The following is a 15,736-nucleotide window of genomic DNA, read 5'->3' as shown; positions in this document are numbered from 1 at the left end:
AGCCAAGAAACTGATAGGAGAATTGAAAATGATTGCTGAAATTATATCTGTTGGGACAGAGCTACTTTTAGGTCAGATAGTGGACACCAATAGGGCTTTTATTGCTAAAAAAATAACTGAAAAAGGTATTGAAACTTATCATCAATCAATTGTTGGAGATAATTTTGAACGCTTGGAGGAAGCTTTAACTCTTGCCGATACTAGAGCAGATTTAATCATATTAATAGGGGGACTCGGCCCAACTAAGGATGATATGACCAAGCAAGCAACAGCCAAACATTTAGGTGTAGGGCTAGCTACCGACGATGAGGCACTTGATAAAGTTGTTAAGTGGCATAAGAATTCAGGTGTACCAATGGCTGAAAATAATAAACTTCAGGCTCAATACCTAGAAGGCGGTCATCCTGTAAAAAATGATGTTGGATTTGCCGTAGGGTCATTTTATCAAGATGAAGAAAAGAATCATGCCGACTACTTGCTTTTGCCAGGACCTCCATGGGAACTTGAACCAATGTTTGAAAAATATGTTGAACCATTTTTCAACAAGGCATATTTTGAAAATCAGATAATAACTTCAAGAGTTCTACGCTATTATGGTATCGGAGAGTCACGCCTTTCAACAATTCTAGATGACTTAATTGAAAATCAAACAAATCCGACTATTGCTACGTATGCTAAGAAGCAAGAACCAACAATTCGTCTAACAGCAAACGGAGAAGATCAAGCAGAAGTTGATAGTCTGCTCGACGAGGGTGAGAAAAAGATAAATGCATTAGTTGGAGATTATTTCTATGGTTATGGGGATGATTATAGTTTAGAAGAAGCAGTTTATGATTTATTGAAAGATAGAGAGTTGACACTTTCTTCTGTTGAACTTGGAACTAATGAACTTTTTAAGAAAAAAATCTCAAAAGTAGACCGATTTAATGAAGTCTATTTGGAACTCTTTGAAGGATTCATGGCTGATGTGGCAGTTTATGAATCAGTTGATAAGGTCAAGTCAGAAGAAGAAAAAAGAGAAGTAGCTAAGACTTTAGCAGATCAAACGAGACAATTAAGCGGTGCAGATATTTGTGTATTTGTATTTGGAAGCGATGGTGAAGTTGAAGATATTCATAAATACCAGGAAGAATCTTTCCAACTGGCTTTTTCAAGAAAAGGTCAAGAAACAATAGTTTACTCAAGAGTATATGCAAAAGACCACTTGGATAATCAAGAACGAGCAGTCTATGACATGTTTGATATAATAAGACGACAAGTATTAGGACTTAAAGAACTAGATAGAAAATAAGTAATAGGATAAAAAACTATACTTATTAATTTGGATAAAGTCTTTCTTTATAAGAATAGAATATATGAAATATTAGAAGAATATTGTGGGTAGACAGTTATGGGGACTTTTTTAATATGTATAATAATATTATTACTTGTGGTTTTAACACCTTCATATCCATGGTGGGTGAAAAATCACTTATCATATGTACCAATTTCTTTTAGTTTGACTTTGCTTGTGGTGGCAGCTTTAATTCAACTATTTTCGGGGAATACTGTGATTCCATCCTATTGCTACATAATCTTGATAATTGTGATTATGTATCAAGCATGGCAGATTCATAATAAATAAAAAAATAAAGGTGTATGTCATTTAACAAATTCATGCATCTTTTTACTTTTATAAAATTTTCATTGAAAAGGAAACAAAAAGGCTATACAATATAGATAAAGAACAAAAGGTGGTGAGTCATTTTGGATAAAAAAGAAGAAGCATCGAAAAAAATACGCCAAGTTTTTAATAAAATGGCAATGCTAAATGCATCAATAATGGCTTCAGAGCTTAGTGAATATACACCTTCTGAAGTACATGTGATTGAGTTTATTGGAGAAAATAATCAAGCAAATGTTACAAAATTAGCTCAAGGTTTATACATGACCAAAGGTGCTATCAGTAAAATATCTAAAAAACTGATTGCCAAAGGTGCAATTGAAACTGTTAAAAAGTCTGATAATAAAAAGGAAGTGTACTTTCTACTAACAGATAAGGGACAAGAAGTTTTTGATACTCATAAGTCACTACATGACTCCTTTGAGAAAAGGGACGAACAAGTGTTTGAAGATGTAACTGACCAGGAATACGCACGAATCATTGAAATCATGGAAAAGTATAGTGGACATCTAGATAAAGAAATCGAGAAGTCAGGGCTTGAAATGTAGTTAATTCTGCATTTTTTCTTTTATAGTTATTATTGTTGACAAGGAAACTAAAAAAGATTACTATATAGTTGTTTCTTAGGAAACAATATTAACAAAGGACTAATAATAATCATGAATACAAATAACAATTCACAAATCAACAAACACTCACTGGTCTTTGGACTCATATCAGTTTTTCTAATTGGTATCAGTTTCAGTATTGTCATGCCAGTTATTCCCTTTTTAGTAGCCCCTTATGTTTCGTCAGCATCAAGTCAAGCTCTAATAGTCACACTTCTTACCTCAATTTATGCAGTATGTACATTCTTTTCAGGACCTATTCTTGGAGCTATGAGTGATAGATATGGTAGAAGACCAATTCTACTCATCAGTTTACTTGGAGCCTCACTTGGCTTCTTCATCTTTGGACTTGGTGGAGCCTTATGGGTTCTATTTCTAGGTCGAATAATTGAAGGAATCACAGGAGGCAGTATCGGTACAATATTTGCCTATTTTGCTGATATAACTCCCACTGAAGAACGTACAAAATACTTTGGGTGGGTAAGTGCAATTGTCGGCGTTGGGACAATATTAGGCCCAACTCTCGGTGGTCTAATCTCAGCTCAATTCGGTAACTCAGCACCAATGTTCTTCGGTTCTTTACTAGCACTTCTGAATGCTCTATATGGATATTTCTATATGCCAGAAAGTCTTAAATCTGAAAATAGAAGTGGACAAATATCCATCAGTCAATTCAATCCACTCAGCCAATTAAAATATATATTCTCAATCTCTACAATTCAAAGATTACTGTTAGCAGCAACTTTACTCTGGATTTCAAGTGCTTCAATTCAAGCCGTATTCTCACAATTTTCTATTGATACATTTAACTGGAATCCAGCCCTTATCGGACTAATGTTTTCAATTATGGGCTTGCAAGACATTATCTCACAAAGTCTTATTATGCCTCAGATGTTAAAATTTATGTCTGACAAACAAATTGCAAGTACTGGTATTGTTGCAGAAGTGATTGGCTATACTTTAATGGCAATTTCAATTATCACAGCAATTCCTGTAATACTTGTAGTTGGAGTCTTTATATATGGCTTTGGTGACTCAGTATTCGGTCCATCGTTTAATGGTCTACTTTCCAAATCAGTTGGAGCAAGTGAGCAAGGCCGAGTACAAGGTGGAGTTCAATCTATTCAGTCTCTAACAAGAATTTTTGGACCGCTAATTGCAGGACAAATCTATATCCTACTAGGTCACTCTGCACCAGCAATTATGGGAGCAGTGCTACTTTTCATCGCTTTTATTGTAATTATACTTAGAAGGGGTAAATGAAATATATTATAAAAAGCTTCTCCTTTCAAAAAGGAAAAGCTTTTTTCTACTTATTATCTAATTTTGAAAACTATTTTCTATCTTTTAATTTTGCACTTATTAACAATATTATTGCTATGCCCAAAGTGTATGATAGACCAGAAATTCTAAAATCTCAATTAAATATATATTCAATAGCAATACCAAGTAATGACCCAAATATGACCGCTAAAATTATTTTCTTATATTTATTTTTCATCAGAATAGCCTATATCTACCTCAATTATATTATAGTTCAAATTCATTTCAATATGTAACATAAATAGAAAAAGTGACTAGTGTGTACAAAAATCTCAAATTAATTTTTTCTATTGTACCATATAAACAATCGAAAGGAGAATGTTTTATGAATAAAATAGAAAAAAAGAATACCCTAGCAATTTCGGCAGGAAAGGTCATTTCAAGGTTTGGTAATATTGTTTTTGATTATTCAAATGTCACTTATCTTGCAAGTAAGAGTAATGGTAGCCTTGCATTTGTTGGAATTTATCAGGCATCAGAAAGTATTATAAGCATTATTTTCAACTTATTTGGAGGTGTTATTGCAGATAGGTTTAACAGGAAGAAAATAATAATTATTACTGACTTTTTAAGTGGAATACTTTGTTTATTGCTTTCCTTTTTTGTAAGTCAAGCAAAGTATTTATTATATTTGATTGTTTTAGCTAATGTTGTTTTAGCAATATTTGACTGTCTATCTGGACCTTCATATAAATCAATTGTCAAAGAAGTTATTGAAAAAGATAATATTCAAAAATTTAATTCTGTACTTGAAACTTCATCAAGAATAACCCAGGTATTAGGACCACTTATTGCTGTATTTATTTATAAACAAGCTGGGATGAGAGGGGCCCTTCTTGTTGATGGTACAAGTTTTATTTTATCGGGGTTGATTACAATGGCAGTAATTCCAATCGTTGAAGTTACTCTTGCTGAAAAGAAAAAATTTTCTCTTTCCAATCTTGTAAATGATATCAAGGAAGGATTCATCTATGTGTATTCGAGGAAAAAAATCTTTTATTTAATTGCTCTTTCATCTTTTTGTAATTTTTTACTCGCTGGTTATAATTTAATTATTCCTTTTACAGATAGAATGTTTAATGGATCAAATGTTAATATATATGGAACTATTCTAACAGCAGAAGCCGTGGGTGGAATTGCTGGTGCCTTATTAAGCAGTTTCTTTAATAAAAAGCTTAGTGAGAAAAAGATAATCGCTTTTATCACTGCAAATGGTTTGTTACTAGCTTTATTAGGAATAGTTTTTAAATATTTTCAGAGCATCCCAGTTATTTTTATCATAGTTGCAATATTCTCCTTCTGTTTATCAAATTTTAATATTCAATTTTTCTCAAAAATACAATCAGAAGTTGATACAGAATATTTAGGAAGAGTCTTTTCAATAATATTTACTGTTGCAGTTTTATTTATGCCCATTGGAAGCTTAGTTTTCTCAGCATTCTTGAAGGCTAACAATCCAAATAATTTTATTTTTCTTGGTATTGTAATGATAATAATAAGTATAATCTTTATCTTTTTGATTGAGAGATTATCATCAGAAAAGTAAATAAATTCCTGTAAAAAAACTCTCACTTTTGTGGTGGGAGTTTTAATATATTATGAAACTGGAGTAATTTTATCACTATAGTATTCAACTTCATCAAGCATTTCCTTCAATAAGCCAGGTTCTTCAGTAAGTTCAGCAAGACTAATTCCTTTTTCTATCATCTTTTTATTTCCTTGACATAGACCCAGTCTAACCCATGAGTATGATAAGTAATAATAATTTTTAAGTTTTTTTGCGTAATCTAAGCCGAGATTAGTAATTTCAATACATTCTTTAATCATATTGTTTTGTAAATAAAGAGTAGACATATTTAGAAAAAGGCAGACTCGCAAAATGTTTAAACTATTATTATTATAATTTTTGTATTTATCTGCGCTCTCTAATATCGGCTTAATGATTTCAGGAAGAGTAGATATAGGAATGCGATGAATTATTGAGTTGATAATAAATAAATCATTATAATACCATGTATCCATTGATTTTAAATCATCCCATATCTCTGAAACGAATTCTTTAGATTGGTCAGAGATACTATTATTGTTCAAGGAAATATTTAGGTATGATGTAAGGATGCGATGATAGTTTTTAATTACTAAATCATCCTCCGTCTTTAGTAATTCTTCACATTTAAACATTAATGTCTTTAACTTATCAATTTCACTACTACTATTTATAGTTTTAAACTCATTGAAAATCTCTTGCCGTTTATCTTTTCCATCCTTATTACATAGAAAATTAAACTCCTGGAAACTGACATTCACTTGTCTCAGCAAAAACTCCATTGTTTGATAGGATGGTACAAGCTTATTATTTTCAAATTTTGATAAAGTAGTCCTTGAAATTGTATTTCCGCAAATCTCTTCTTGAGATAGATTTTTAGATTTTCTTATATCTTTATAAACTGAACCAATATCCCAGCGCATATTTTCTCCTTGAAGTGTGATTAGTGTGTACAAAAAAATTGAATTTCTTTTTTTTATTGTATCATAAAAAAAAGAAAGAAAAGAGGAGTGAATAAATGACAATTAATGTGGAAGCGTACTATAAAGATATGACAGAAATGCCTTGGGGAAAATTGTTTTATCAACTTTTATTTGAACAAATTGATAAGAATATACCTTCAGGAGCAAAAGTCTTAGACTTTGGGAGTGGACTTGGATTTACAGCTAAGCATCTTGCTAAAAATCATGAAGTTATTGCATATGAACCAAACTCTCAGATGATATCTTATTCAGTTAATGAAGGAAATTTTCGCCAACTAACAGGTGACTTAGATGGATTTATTGATGTCATGAAAGAAGAAAAGCAAAAGTTTGATTTTATTGTAATCCACAATGTACTTGAATATGTAAGCGACAAAAAAGGAATTCTTTCATTATTAGTAAATCTTTTGAATACTGGTGGAAAGATTTCTATTGTTAAACATAATCCCAAAGGAGCAATCTTATCTCAAGCAGTCTTACAGGATAATCCCAAAGAAGCACTGAATCTACTTAATGGTGAAGAAAAGAAATCAGAAAATTTTGGCACCATTAATGAATACGAAAATCATTTTCTGGAAGATATTCTAGGTGGAGCAGGCCTTAAACAAAATTCCCTTTATGGACTTAGGATCTTTTACGGACTGTCATCGAATACAGAAGTTAAATTTACAGATGAATGGTATGATAACATGTTGGAACTAGAAAGAAAAACATATGAAAACTCAGATTTTGTAAATATCGCATTTTTCCATCATTTAATTTTTAAGGCATAAATTATGTGACTAAAGTGTACAAAAAACTTTCAAATTTCTACATCCATGTATGATAGATATAAAAATAAAAATATATTTTTTTAAAAGGAGAGAAATATGAAGGTTTTGATTTTATCACAAATGAGTGCAAAATATATTAAAATGAATGAATGGGGCTTAGATAAAATGGAACATGAGTTCCACATAATTGTTCCAGAACGTGTAAAAGAATCCTATAAAGATTTAGGGGAAAATGTTTCAATTTATGTCATTGATTCATGGTCTGAAAATAGTATTATCTTAAAGTCGATGCTTATAATGGAGAATACTCCTTGCCAAAGAATATTTGCTATTGACGAGTTTGATATTGACGTAGCCGCAAATCTTCGCAAATACTTTTCAATTGAAGGCCAAAATATAGATAGTGCAACATTTTTCAGAAATAAATTAGTAATGAATAAAATTGTAAGGGAAAATGGATTTAACGCACCTATCACAAAATCACTTGGAAGCATATTAGATATTTTTAGCTTTGGAAAGAAGAATGGTTATCCATTAATTATTAAACCAATTGATGGAGCAGGAACTATGGAAACTTACAAAATCAATAGTGAAGATGAAATCAGAAAATATGGTCATATTGATTTCCACGCTGGAAAATTTATAATTCAGAATTTTATTCAAGGTGATTTGTATCATATTGATGGCTTTATTGCTAACAATGAATTACGCTATGTTAAACCATCGAGATATCTATATCCAACCTTGGCTCATTTGGAAAATAAATCTACAGCAAGTATCCAACTTGATAGGGAAGATGAAGTGATATTTAGTGACTACTTGAAAGAACTAATTGAGAGGATTCCAGTACCAAGAGATTGTTTACTTCATTTGGAAGTCTTCTTTGATGGAGAAGATATTTATTTCTTAGAAATAGCTTCTCGCTTAGGCGGTGGAGGAGTACATGATATAGTCAGAGATGAGTATGGTATTGACCCTGTTAGAGCAAGTCTTTTAGCAGAGATAGGTGACTATGATGAAATTTCAGTCTTTGAAAAGAATAATAGCTCTCATTATGGTTTCATTCTTGTAAATTCTGGAATCGGTAAACTTGTTAGTCTACCTGATAATATGGAACTTATAAGTCAAAAGTTTGATGTCATTGATACAAAGATGTTTGCAAAAGTTGGTCGTGAATATAAAAAACACGAAAGTAGCGTTCAAGCAATATGTAGAATAACTTTAAAGGGTGAAACCGAAGAAGAGATACTGTCAGGCCTTGATTATGTTGATAGGTTTGTAAGACATAATACTTTGATTGTTTGATTACTTTAATATATTTAAAAACTTTACCATCTGAGTAAAGTTTTTTTATTGATTTTAATATTTATTTTTAAAATAATAACTTTTAATGATATAATATACAACATTACGGAGGGTATTATGAAAAAGAAAATCAAAGATTTTTTTAAGCAGAATATTTGTATCCTGCTTATTTTTTATCTGGCATTCATTATTGCTTATTTTCTCGATAGTTACTCTTTTGGGTATATACTATCGCTTTTAGAAGAAAAAAATATGAATTTCACTAAATTTACAGGAATTATTTTATTATTCTATGCAATCATTTTTATTTGTAAATTTATGTCAGATATTTTGGGGCAGAAAATAGTCTATCTTGCCTTTAAAAGTCGTATGGAACAAGTACAGTCACTAGTCGATAAAACTTATAAAAGTAAATATCAATATTTTGAAGATAATAACTTCATGTCAACACTTAATAGAGCTATAGATTTTTTTGGTGGCGACAACATTGGTTATCAAAACGTAATTATTGATATGGTCTATCTCTTTCCCTATTTATTTTTAGTCATAATAAGTGGGGTTACAATCGGGAAAAATAATATTTTTATTGTACTTTTGACATTGATACTTACAGGCTTGAGCTTTCCTATCAAGCAAAAATTGAATGATTTTGATATTGATACTGATCTTGAGAATGGTCAAATCGGTGAGAAATTAGAATACTTTCAGGAAATAACAACAGATAATTCATATGGAAAAGATATTAGAACATTTGCACTTAAACCAATAATTTTAGAGAGATATGAAGAGTTAGCAAAAGCAGCAAAAGATATTATTAATCGTCGTACAAATTTAGCAACAGTCCTTGCAATCTTATCTCTTCTAATTGAAGTATTAAATGATGGATTAGTTCTTTATATTCTTTATCTAAGTCGAAATGAGCTATCTCTTGCTTTAATTTTCCTGATTTTTAGTATGTATATTTTACTTAAAACAATGTTTAAAAAAGTTCTGGAAACATTAGCTGATCTCAATAAAAATGCAAAACTTTTTACAGATTATGATGCTACGCTTGATAATAGTGGTCAAGAATACAATGATAGCCAAATGGTTAATAAGCTAGAAGGATTTGATATTGAGTTTAAAAATGTTTCATTCGCATATCCTGGAAGCGAAAATATTGTTCTGGATAATCTGAATTTCAATATAAATTCTCAGGATAAACTTGGTATTATCGGAGAAAATGGGGCAGGGAAGACTACCTTAATAAAACTTTTAATTGGGCTTTTTGACCCTAGCGAAGGACAAATTTTGATTAATAACAAGCCGTCTACTGCAGATCAAAGACTGGAATATTTTTCATCAGTTTTCCAAAATTCTTTACTCTTTGCAGGAAGTATTGGAGATAATCTGTTTTTTAATGAAGATAGTCTTGCTTCAGATAAAGTGGAGTATGCTAGAAGTTATTTTGCAGAAAATACTCTTAAGAAAGATGGTCAGCTAATTGATTTAACAACTAATATTGGGCAGGATTTCTACGATGACGCCTTTAAACCATCAGGCGGTCAGGAGCAGTTACTCTTAATTCTACGTGCCCTGGTTCAAGATGCAGGAATGCTTGTCTTGGATGAACCGACATCAGCACTTGATCCTTCAAAAGAGATAGAGTTTTATGAGAGAATTGAGAAAGAAAGTAAGGAACGTGGATTCATTGTAATCTCGCATCGACTTGCCGTTTCAAATATTGTTGATAAGGTGATTGTCATAAAGAACCATAAGATTGAAGATATTGGTTGTCATGATGAACTTATTAAAAGGTCGGACTACTACCGTCATTTAAGGGATTTAGCAAGTAGTATGTATGAAAGTGAGGCTAAATAAATTGAAAAATATTAAAACAAGTTTGAAACTTTTGGCTCATTCATATAAGGCTAACAAGACTTTTCTATTTGCACTCGTACTTGAGATAATTTTGAGCGTTTTTGAAACCTTAGTCATTCTAGATTTAGTAGGAAAGATGACACTTGTCTTACAAAATAAACTAGAAATTAACAGGCTTATAATTTTATTGGTTATTATAGTTTTAATTAAATTAGTAAAAACCTTGATAAATTCAAAAATGCAGCAATTTCGCCATGCTTATATCATGAATTTGGAAAAGATGCTTCTTGATAAATCGATGTCAGTAAGTTTCAGTCAATTAGAGAGTCCAAGTTTTTATATCTTGCAAGAACAAGCAGAATTTTCTCTCAGAAATCAATATTGCCTTGAAAATTTACTTGAAGCCATAACAAATGGTATTGAAAATCTTGTAGTAATTATTACAACAATTGCTGTAATTACCAGTATGTCTCCATTTCTTGGTATCGTACTTCTAGTTTGCTCATTTTTAAATTTTTATATTAAAATAAAATTTGCTCAAAAAGATGATAAATTTTATGAAGAACTAGCCCCAATAAATAGACGCTTTTGGTACTATGAGATGTTTCCTTTTGATAAAAATAAAATGTTGGATATAAAAGTAAACCATATGGAAGAATTTATGTCAGCTTCATTTAAAAAAATTCGTAAGCAGTTTAACCTTAAATTTAAGGACTTTTATCAAAGGCAAGGAGCAGGAATTGCAATCTCTGATTTCATTGCTAATTTTTCAGTTATGCTTATTGTCCTATTTTCTGCGAGGAACTTCTTTGAAGGGAAAATAGATCTTGCTATTTTTAATATATCAATTGCAAGTATCATAAAATTTTCGTTAGCCATCAATGGGATTACAGAGAGTATTGTTGACTTTTGGCGATATTCACAATATGCAAGCCCAATACTTGAATTTTTAGATATTGAAGCAGTTGAGGAGGAAGCGAGTCAAGTTTCAGAAGAATCTTTAATCGCTAAAGATCTGTCCTTTGGTTACAAAAATCATAAGATTTTAAAGGGGATTAATTTCGAAGTTGATGATAAGAAGTTAATTGTTGTCATTGGAGAAAATGGAGCAGGAAAATCAACACTTATTAAACTGATATCAGGATTGTACCAGCCTGAAATAGGTCAATTATCCTATAAGAAATTAAAAATGTATGGATCCAAATTTAAAAATATTTCGAGTGTCTATCAAGATTTTACTCTTATCAATGATTTATCAATAAAGCAAAATATAGCTTGCAGTTTGAATAAAATCGATGAGGATCGCATTGAATCTGACATTAATAAGTTGAATTGGAATACAACTTTTGATATTAATGATAGTTTGGGAAAAGAGCTTGATGATGATTATGTTGAATTATCAGGAGGACAGGCTCAACAAGTAGCAGTACTTAGAGCATTGTATCAAGACCGTGATATTCTAATTTTAGATGAACCAGCAGCAGCTCTTGACATAGAAAAAGAAAAAGAACTTTATGATTCCATTGCTAGACTAAGAGGTCAAAAAATTATTTTCTTAATTTCACATCGATTAAGTGCAGCTACTAAAGCTGATGAAGTTTGGTTTATGAAAGATGGGCGAATACAAGCACGTGGAAGTCATAAACAGGTCATGAAAGAATCAGAGGATTACAATCATTTATATTCAATTCAGGCTTCACGTTATCAAAATATATAAAAGAAAAAGAACATGACCGAAAATCATGTTCTTTTTACATCTCTTTCCTGTTATAAGAGATTTTATTAATTTTTTTCTAAAGATTTAACTGCATTTCCAGCCACTTGTGGTGGGATAGATGCAGTCATTGGTGCCAATCCTTTAATTATGAATTTAACTTTTTGTCCATCCTTATAGTCTTCAATTTTAAAGTCATCAGGTAGTTGGCTCTTCTCAAGATTGAGGACAACTCCATTATTCTTCATCACTGGTAGGATATCGTTTGGATCGTCAGTAGAATCAACATCTTTTAGCAAGAAGCGGTATGACTTATCAACAGTTTCATTTTGGCTCACATCACCATCAATAACTGCTGTGAAAGTACCTTCTGACTCGTTAGTTGACTCTTGTGTAGTCGTACTAGTGCTAGTACTAGTACTTGTTTCAATTGGTTTGTCATTACTCTTCTTACTTGTACAAGCAGCGAGGCTAATACCAGCCAGAGTTGTTAGTAGAAGAATTGGAATAATTTTCTTTGCTTTCATTTTGTTACCCTCCATGAGTATTTTGTTAACTTAATTTTAATTGAAAATTTATTAGAGAGCAATAGGTACAAAGTCCTATATGAATAAATATTTTTAGATTAATAAATAATTAGTACAGTAGAATTTGTTATTATAGTTTGCATAAAAAAGTATTTTTGTTTTAAAGCTTGTAACTCCATACACATCAATAATGACAAAGATGTTTTACATTTTTGAGGAAATGTTAATTTGTTACTGAATAGTGGAAATTATATAGAACAGATAGAGACAAATCTCTAGACTTTTTTAATTGAAAACGCTTAAATAGAATTATATTTAGAATTAAACTAATATTGGATTATTATATATTGAGAAAGAGGTCAGTAAATGATTAAAGAAGTTCTTTTCCCTAAGCTTAGTGCAAAAACTAATGATGGTGTAATCGTTAAATGGAATAAAAAAGTTGGTCAAGAAGTTGAACTTGACGAAGTATTATACGAAGTTGAAACAGAAAAAACTATTATTGAAGTTGAATCACCTCTTGCTGGAGTTTTAAAAGAAATCAAAGCTGAAGAAGGCGATACTGTAAAGGTTGACCAAGTAATTGCTGAAATGGAGGTTGATTAATGGTTGAAAAACCTCGTGTAAGGTTTAATTACGAAAAAACAACTAAAATGAATGACCTTATGCAAGGTCTACAGTTAAATACAGTATGTGAGGAAGCAACTTGTCCTAACCTTGGAGAATGTTTTTCAAGTGGAACTGCAACTTTTATGATTCTTGGTAAAAACTGTTCTCGTAACTGTCGTTTTTGTGATGTAAACTTTGGTGGTATGGAACTTGTTAATCCACATGAACCAATGAATGTTGCCGTAGCAAGTAGCCAACTACAGTTAAATCACGTAGTAGTTACAAGTGTTGCGCGTGATGATTTACCTGATGGAGGGGCATTCCAATTTGCTCAAACTATTAAAGCCATCAAAGAAGTTAGTCCAAATACAACTGTAGAAGTATTAATTCCTGACTTTATGGGTAACAAGGAAAGTCTTGATGCGGTAATTGCTGCAGGTCCTGAAATTATCAATCATAATTTAGAAACTGTGGAAAGACTAAGTCCAAAAATTCGTCATCGTGCAACTTATAAACGCTCTCTTGAAGTATTGACTTATATCAAGGAACAAGCACCTGAAATCTTTACAAAAACTGGTATCATGCTAGGTATCGGGGAACAAGATGATGAAGTTGAACAAATGATGGAAGATGCAATAGCTGCAGGTGTTGATTTCTTAACAATCGGTCAATATCTACAACCATCTGAAAAACATTATCCTATTGAAGAATACGTATCAATGAGAAAATTTGGTATTTATCGCAGACTTGGGATGAAAAAAGGATTTAAGTTTGTTGCAAGTTCACCAGCTGTAAGAAGTTCATACAAGGCACTTGAAGCTTATCAAAGAGGAGTTTTAAATGATATTCATACAGTCGGATGAGCAAAGTGCAGCATATTACTTCGCTTTAGAAGAATATTTGATGCAGGAAAAATGTTTCGACGAAACAGTATTTATGTTATGGCGTACTAAACCTACAACAATGCTTGGTAATTACCAAAATGTATACCAAGAAATCAATTTACCAGCGGTAAAAGAAGATGGTGTTGCAGTAGTTCGTCGTAATACTGGTGGTGGAACAATCTATACCGACTTAGATGGTTTCCAATTTTCATTTATTAAACGTGTACCTAAGAGAGAGATTGACTTTGCTGGCTATATGGATCCAATTATCGAAGTACTTGGTAAAATGGGTGTAGAAGTAAAGTATAGTAGTAGAAATGATTTAACTATTGATGGCTTAAAGGTTTCTGGAAATGCTCAAACCTATAAGAATGGCTATACATTACATCACGGTTCACTTCTTTATGATATGGATTTTTCAAAAATGGCGCGTTACTTAAACCCACCAAAATATAAATTAGAGTCAAAAGGTATTACTTCAGTTCGTGAAAGGACAACAAATATCATTGAAAAGTTGCCTGAAAGACTAACAATTGAAGAATTTTATGACAAGTTTGTAGATATTCTTCTTCAGGGAAGTGCTGATTTATATACATTAACAGAAGAAGACGAAAAGAAAATTCAATCAATAATTGATAATAAGTTTTCTACATGGGAATGGAACTTTGGTGAAAATCCTCCTTACACAATTTCTAAAACAATGCGTTTTAAGGGTGGATTTATCACAATTAACTTAAATGTTGAAAATGAAACAATTAAAGACTGTAAAATAAATGGTGATTTTTTCTCTGCTAATGATGTTGACCAGTTAGAAAATGCTTTAGTTGGTAAACCACTAATTCCAGAGATTATCAAAGAAAAATTAGATCAAGTTTATATGTCACAAGATGAAGCCATCCATGATATTAGTGCTCAGGACATTGTAGGTTGTATTTTTTCTTAGAAAAAGATTTTGTAAGCAATGCTAGCATTTACAAAAAATATTATATAGTATAAAATTCATATAGGGAGTCGGGTTTTGGCCTGATTTCCTATTTATTTTGAATGTATGCAGTAGATTGAGGAAAAATAATGCTGAAAAAAATCGATAAATCCTATAATTTTTTAGAAAAAAACATAGACAAGTTAGCCTGTCCCCTTTGCCAGTCATTGTTTGACCTATCAAGATACTCGCTTAGGTGTCAAAAAGGTCATCAATTTGATATCAATAAAAAGGGATTTGTTAACTTTTTAAATCATAAAGTTGTGGAAAACTATACCAAGGAAATGTTTGAGCCTCGTGGCCGAATGATTAGAGCTGGAATGTACGAAGGAGTCCTTGAATATATTAAGCAAAACCTTTTAGGCAAAACCTTGCTTGATGTTGGGTGTGGAGAAGGATCGCATCTTTCTTTACTTAATTTTGAAGGTGAAAATTTTGCCTTTGATATTGCGCGTGATGGAATAAATTTGGCAACAAACCAAGATATTGAAGCTTTTTGGGCAGTCGCTGATTTGACAAAACTTCCATATGCAAATTCTTCAATGAATAATATCCTAAACATTTTTACTCCAAGTAATTATGATGAATTCAGACGTGTTCTATCAGAAAATGGTCAAGTTATAAAAGTTGTTCCTGACAAATATTACTTACAAGAACTACGTAAGGCATATAAGCTTCCGCTAGATTATGATAATTCAAAAGTAGTAGCTAAGTTTAAGGAAGAATTTCCAAAAGTTACAGAAGAAGAAATTTACTATGAATTTCAAATTCCTGAAGAACAGCGAAATGATTTTTTAAAAATGAGTCCTTTAGAATGGCAAGTAGATGATGAGTTGTTAGATGAGGTTAAAAATAACCCACCAAAAACCGCAACTGTAAATGTGAGGATTTTAATAGGTAGTTATAAATGATTAAAAAACATCTTTTGAAGGGTGTTTTTTTATTTTGACGAAGATTGT

The 15,736-nt window shown here is 31.4% G+C and carries 14 protein-coding genes; 12 read left to right on the top strand and 2 right to left on the bottom strand.

Annotation, left to right across the window (positions count from 1 at the left end):
• Window positions 1-28 precede the first annotated feature (28 nt).
• The 4 genes from BG261_RS10260 (at window position 29) to BG261_RS10240 (ending at window position 5,140) form a co-directional block, all read left to right on the top strand.
• On the top strand, window positions 29-1,291 hold the full coding sequence (locus tag BG261_RS10260; protein WP_070793233.1) for a CinA family nicotinamide mononucleotide deamidase-related protein: 1,263 nt from the start codon (window positions 29-31) through the stop codon (window positions 1,289-1,291).
• 455 nt (window positions 1,292-1,746) lie between these two features.
• On the top strand, window positions 1,747-2,211 hold the full coding sequence (locus BG261_RS10255) for a MarR family winged helix-turn-helix transcriptional regulator (RefSeq protein ID WP_070793232.1): 465 nt from the start codon (window positions 1,747-1,749) through the stop codon (window positions 2,209-2,211).
• Between the two features lie 111 nt (window positions 2,212-2,322).
• The gene (locus BG261_RS10250) at window positions 2,323-3,534 is read left to right on the top strand and encodes an MFS transporter (protein ID WP_070793231.1); all 1,212 of its coding nucleotides are present in this window, start codon (window positions 2,323-2,325) and stop codon (window positions 3,532-3,534) included.
• Window positions 3,535-3,919: 385 nt separating this feature from the next.
• The gene (locus tag BG261_RS10240) at window positions 3,920-5,140 is read left to right on the top strand and encodes an MFS transporter (protein WP_070793229.1); all 1,221 of its coding nucleotides are present in this window, start codon (window positions 3,920-3,922) and stop codon (window positions 5,138-5,140) included.
• A 50-nt stretch (window positions 5,141-5,190) separates the two neighbouring features.
• Here BG261_RS10240 and BG261_RS10235 read toward each other — a convergent pair whose 3' ends face one another.
• A complete protein-coding gene (locus tag BG261_RS10235) occupies window positions 5,191-6,063 on the bottom strand; it encodes a helix-turn-helix domain-containing protein (protein WP_070793228.1) in 873 nt (290 codons plus the stop codon).
• A 95-nt stretch (window positions 6,064-6,158) separates the two neighbouring features.
• Here BG261_RS10235 and BG261_RS10230 point away from each other — a divergent pair, with 95 nt between their 5' ends.
• The 4 genes from BG261_RS10230 (at window position 6,159) to BG261_RS10215 (ending at window position 11,778) form a co-directional block, all read left to right on the top strand.
• Window positions 6,159-6,896, top strand: coding sequence for a class I SAM-dependent methyltransferase (locus BG261_RS10230; RefSeq protein WP_070793227.1), 738 nt, complete (start codon window positions 6,159-6,161; stop codon window positions 6,894-6,896).
• 96 nt (window positions 6,897-6,992) lie between these two features.
• Complete coding sequence (locus BG261_RS10225) at window positions 6,993-8,201, top strand: ATP-grasp domain-containing protein (RefSeq protein ID WP_070793226.1); 1,209 nt, start codon at window positions 6,993-6,995, stop codon at window positions 8,199-8,201.
• Between the two features lie 252 nt (window positions 8,202-8,453).
• A complete protein-coding gene (locus BG261_RS10220; RefSeq protein WP_158007204.1) occupies window positions 8,454-10,061 on the top strand; it encodes an ATP-binding cassette domain-containing protein in 1,608 nt (535 codons plus the stop codon).
• A 1-nt stretch (window position 10,062) separates the two neighbouring features.
• The gene (locus BG261_RS10215; protein ID WP_158007203.1) at window positions 10,063-11,778 is read left to right on the top strand and encodes an ATP-binding cassette domain-containing protein; all 1,716 of its coding nucleotides are present in this window, start codon (window positions 10,063-10,065) and stop codon (window positions 11,776-11,778) included.
• A 65-nt stretch (window positions 11,779-11,843) separates the two neighbouring features.
• On the opposite strand, the gene BG261_RS10210 is transcribed toward BG261_RS10215, so the two are convergent.
• Complete coding sequence (locus BG261_RS10210; RefSeq protein WP_070793223.1) at window positions 11,844-12,302, bottom strand: hypothetical protein; 459 nt, start codon at window positions 12,300-12,302, stop codon at window positions 11,844-11,846.
• A gap of 366 nt (window positions 12,303-12,668) precedes the next feature.
• Here BG261_RS10210 and BG261_RS10205 point away from each other — a divergent pair, with 366 nt between their 5' ends.
• From BG261_RS10205 to BG261_RS10190, 4 genes are all read left to right on the top strand, one after another.
• Window positions 12,669-12,908 carry a biotin/lipoyl-containing protein gene (locus BG261_RS10205; RefSeq protein WP_070788308.1) on the top strand — a complete coding sequence of 80 codons (240 nt, stop codon included), beginning with the start codon at window positions 12,669-12,671 and terminating at the stop codon, window positions 12,906-12,908.
• Entirely contained in the window at window positions 12,908-13,774 is an 867-nt protein-coding gene (gene lipA / locus BG261_RS10200; RefSeq protein WP_070793222.1) for a lipoyl synthase, read from the top strand. The genes BG261_RS10205 and lipA overlap by 1 nt, the downstream gene beginning before the upstream one ends.
• Window positions 13,752-14,738, top strand: coding sequence for a lipoate--protein ligase (lplA, locus tag BG261_RS10195; RefSeq protein WP_070793221.1), 987 nt, complete (start codon window positions 13,752-13,754; stop codon window positions 14,736-14,738). Before lipA ends, lplA begins: the two co-directional genes overlap by 23 nt.
• 128 nt (window positions 14,739-14,866) lie before the next feature.
• Entirely contained in the window at window positions 14,867-15,688 is an 822-nt protein-coding gene (locus BG261_RS10190; RefSeq protein ID WP_070793220.1) for a putative RNA methyltransferase, read from the top strand.
• The last annotated feature ends 48 nt before the right edge of the window (window positions 15,689-15,736 follow it).

Source organism: Floricoccus tropicus, from assembly GCF_001832905.1.
Taxonomy (GTDB): domain Bacteria; phylum Bacillota; class Bacilli; order Lactobacillales; family Streptococcaceae; genus Floricoccus; species Floricoccus tropicus.
The sequence above is the reverse complement of the archived record's forward strand: the minus strand, read 5'-3'. Positions and strand labels throughout refer to the sequence as shown.

What these genes read in the sequence shown, in the direction of transcription:
- BG261_RS10225 (WP_070793226.1), top strand. Translation starts at nt 6,993, where the DNA reads ATGAAGGTTTTGATTTTATCACAAATGAGTGCAAAATATATTAAAATG.
- BG261_RS10250 (WP_070793231.1), top strand. Translation starts at nt 2,323, where the DNA reads ATGAATACAAATAACAATTCACAAATCAACAAACACTCACTGGTCTTT.
- BG261_RS10190 (WP_070793220.1), top strand. Translation starts at nt 14,867, where the DNA reads ATGCTGAAAAAAATCGATAAATCCTATAATTTTTTAGAAAAAAACATA.
- lipA (WP_070793222.1), top strand. Translation starts at nt 12,908, where the DNA reads ATGGTTGAAAAACCTCGTGTAAGGTTTAATTACGAAAAAACAACTAAA.
- BG261_RS10235 (WP_070793228.1), bottom strand. Translation starts at nt 6,063, where the DNA reads ATGCGCTGGGATATTGGTTCAGTTTATAAAGATATAAGAAAATCTAAA.
- BG261_RS10220 (WP_158007204.1), top strand. Translation starts at nt 8,454, where the DNA reads ATGAATTTCACTAAATTTACAGGAATTATTTTATTATTCTATGCAATC.
- lplA (WP_070793221.1), top strand. Translation starts at nt 13,752, where the DNA reads ATGATATTCATACAGTCGGATGAGCAAAGTGCAGCATATTACTTCGCT.
- BG261_RS10230 (WP_070793227.1), top strand. Translation starts at nt 6,159, where the DNA reads ATGACAATTAATGTGGAAGCGTACTATAAAGATATGACAGAAATGCCT.
- BG261_RS10210 (WP_070793223.1), bottom strand. Translation starts at nt 12,302, where the DNA reads ATGAAAGCAAAGAAAATTATTCCAATTCTTCTACTAACAACTCTGGCT.
- BG261_RS10205 (WP_070788308.1), top strand. Translation starts at nt 12,669, where the DNA reads ATGATTAAAGAAGTTCTTTTCCCTAAGCTTAGTGCAAAAACTAATGAT.
- BG261_RS10260 (WP_070793233.1), top strand. Translation starts at nt 29, where the DNA reads ATGATTGCTGAAATTATATCTGTTGGGACAGAGCTACTTTTAGGTCAG.
- BG261_RS10240 (WP_070793229.1), top strand. Translation starts at nt 3,920, where the DNA reads ATGAATAAAATAGAAAAAAAGAATACCCTAGCAATTTCGGCAGGAAAG.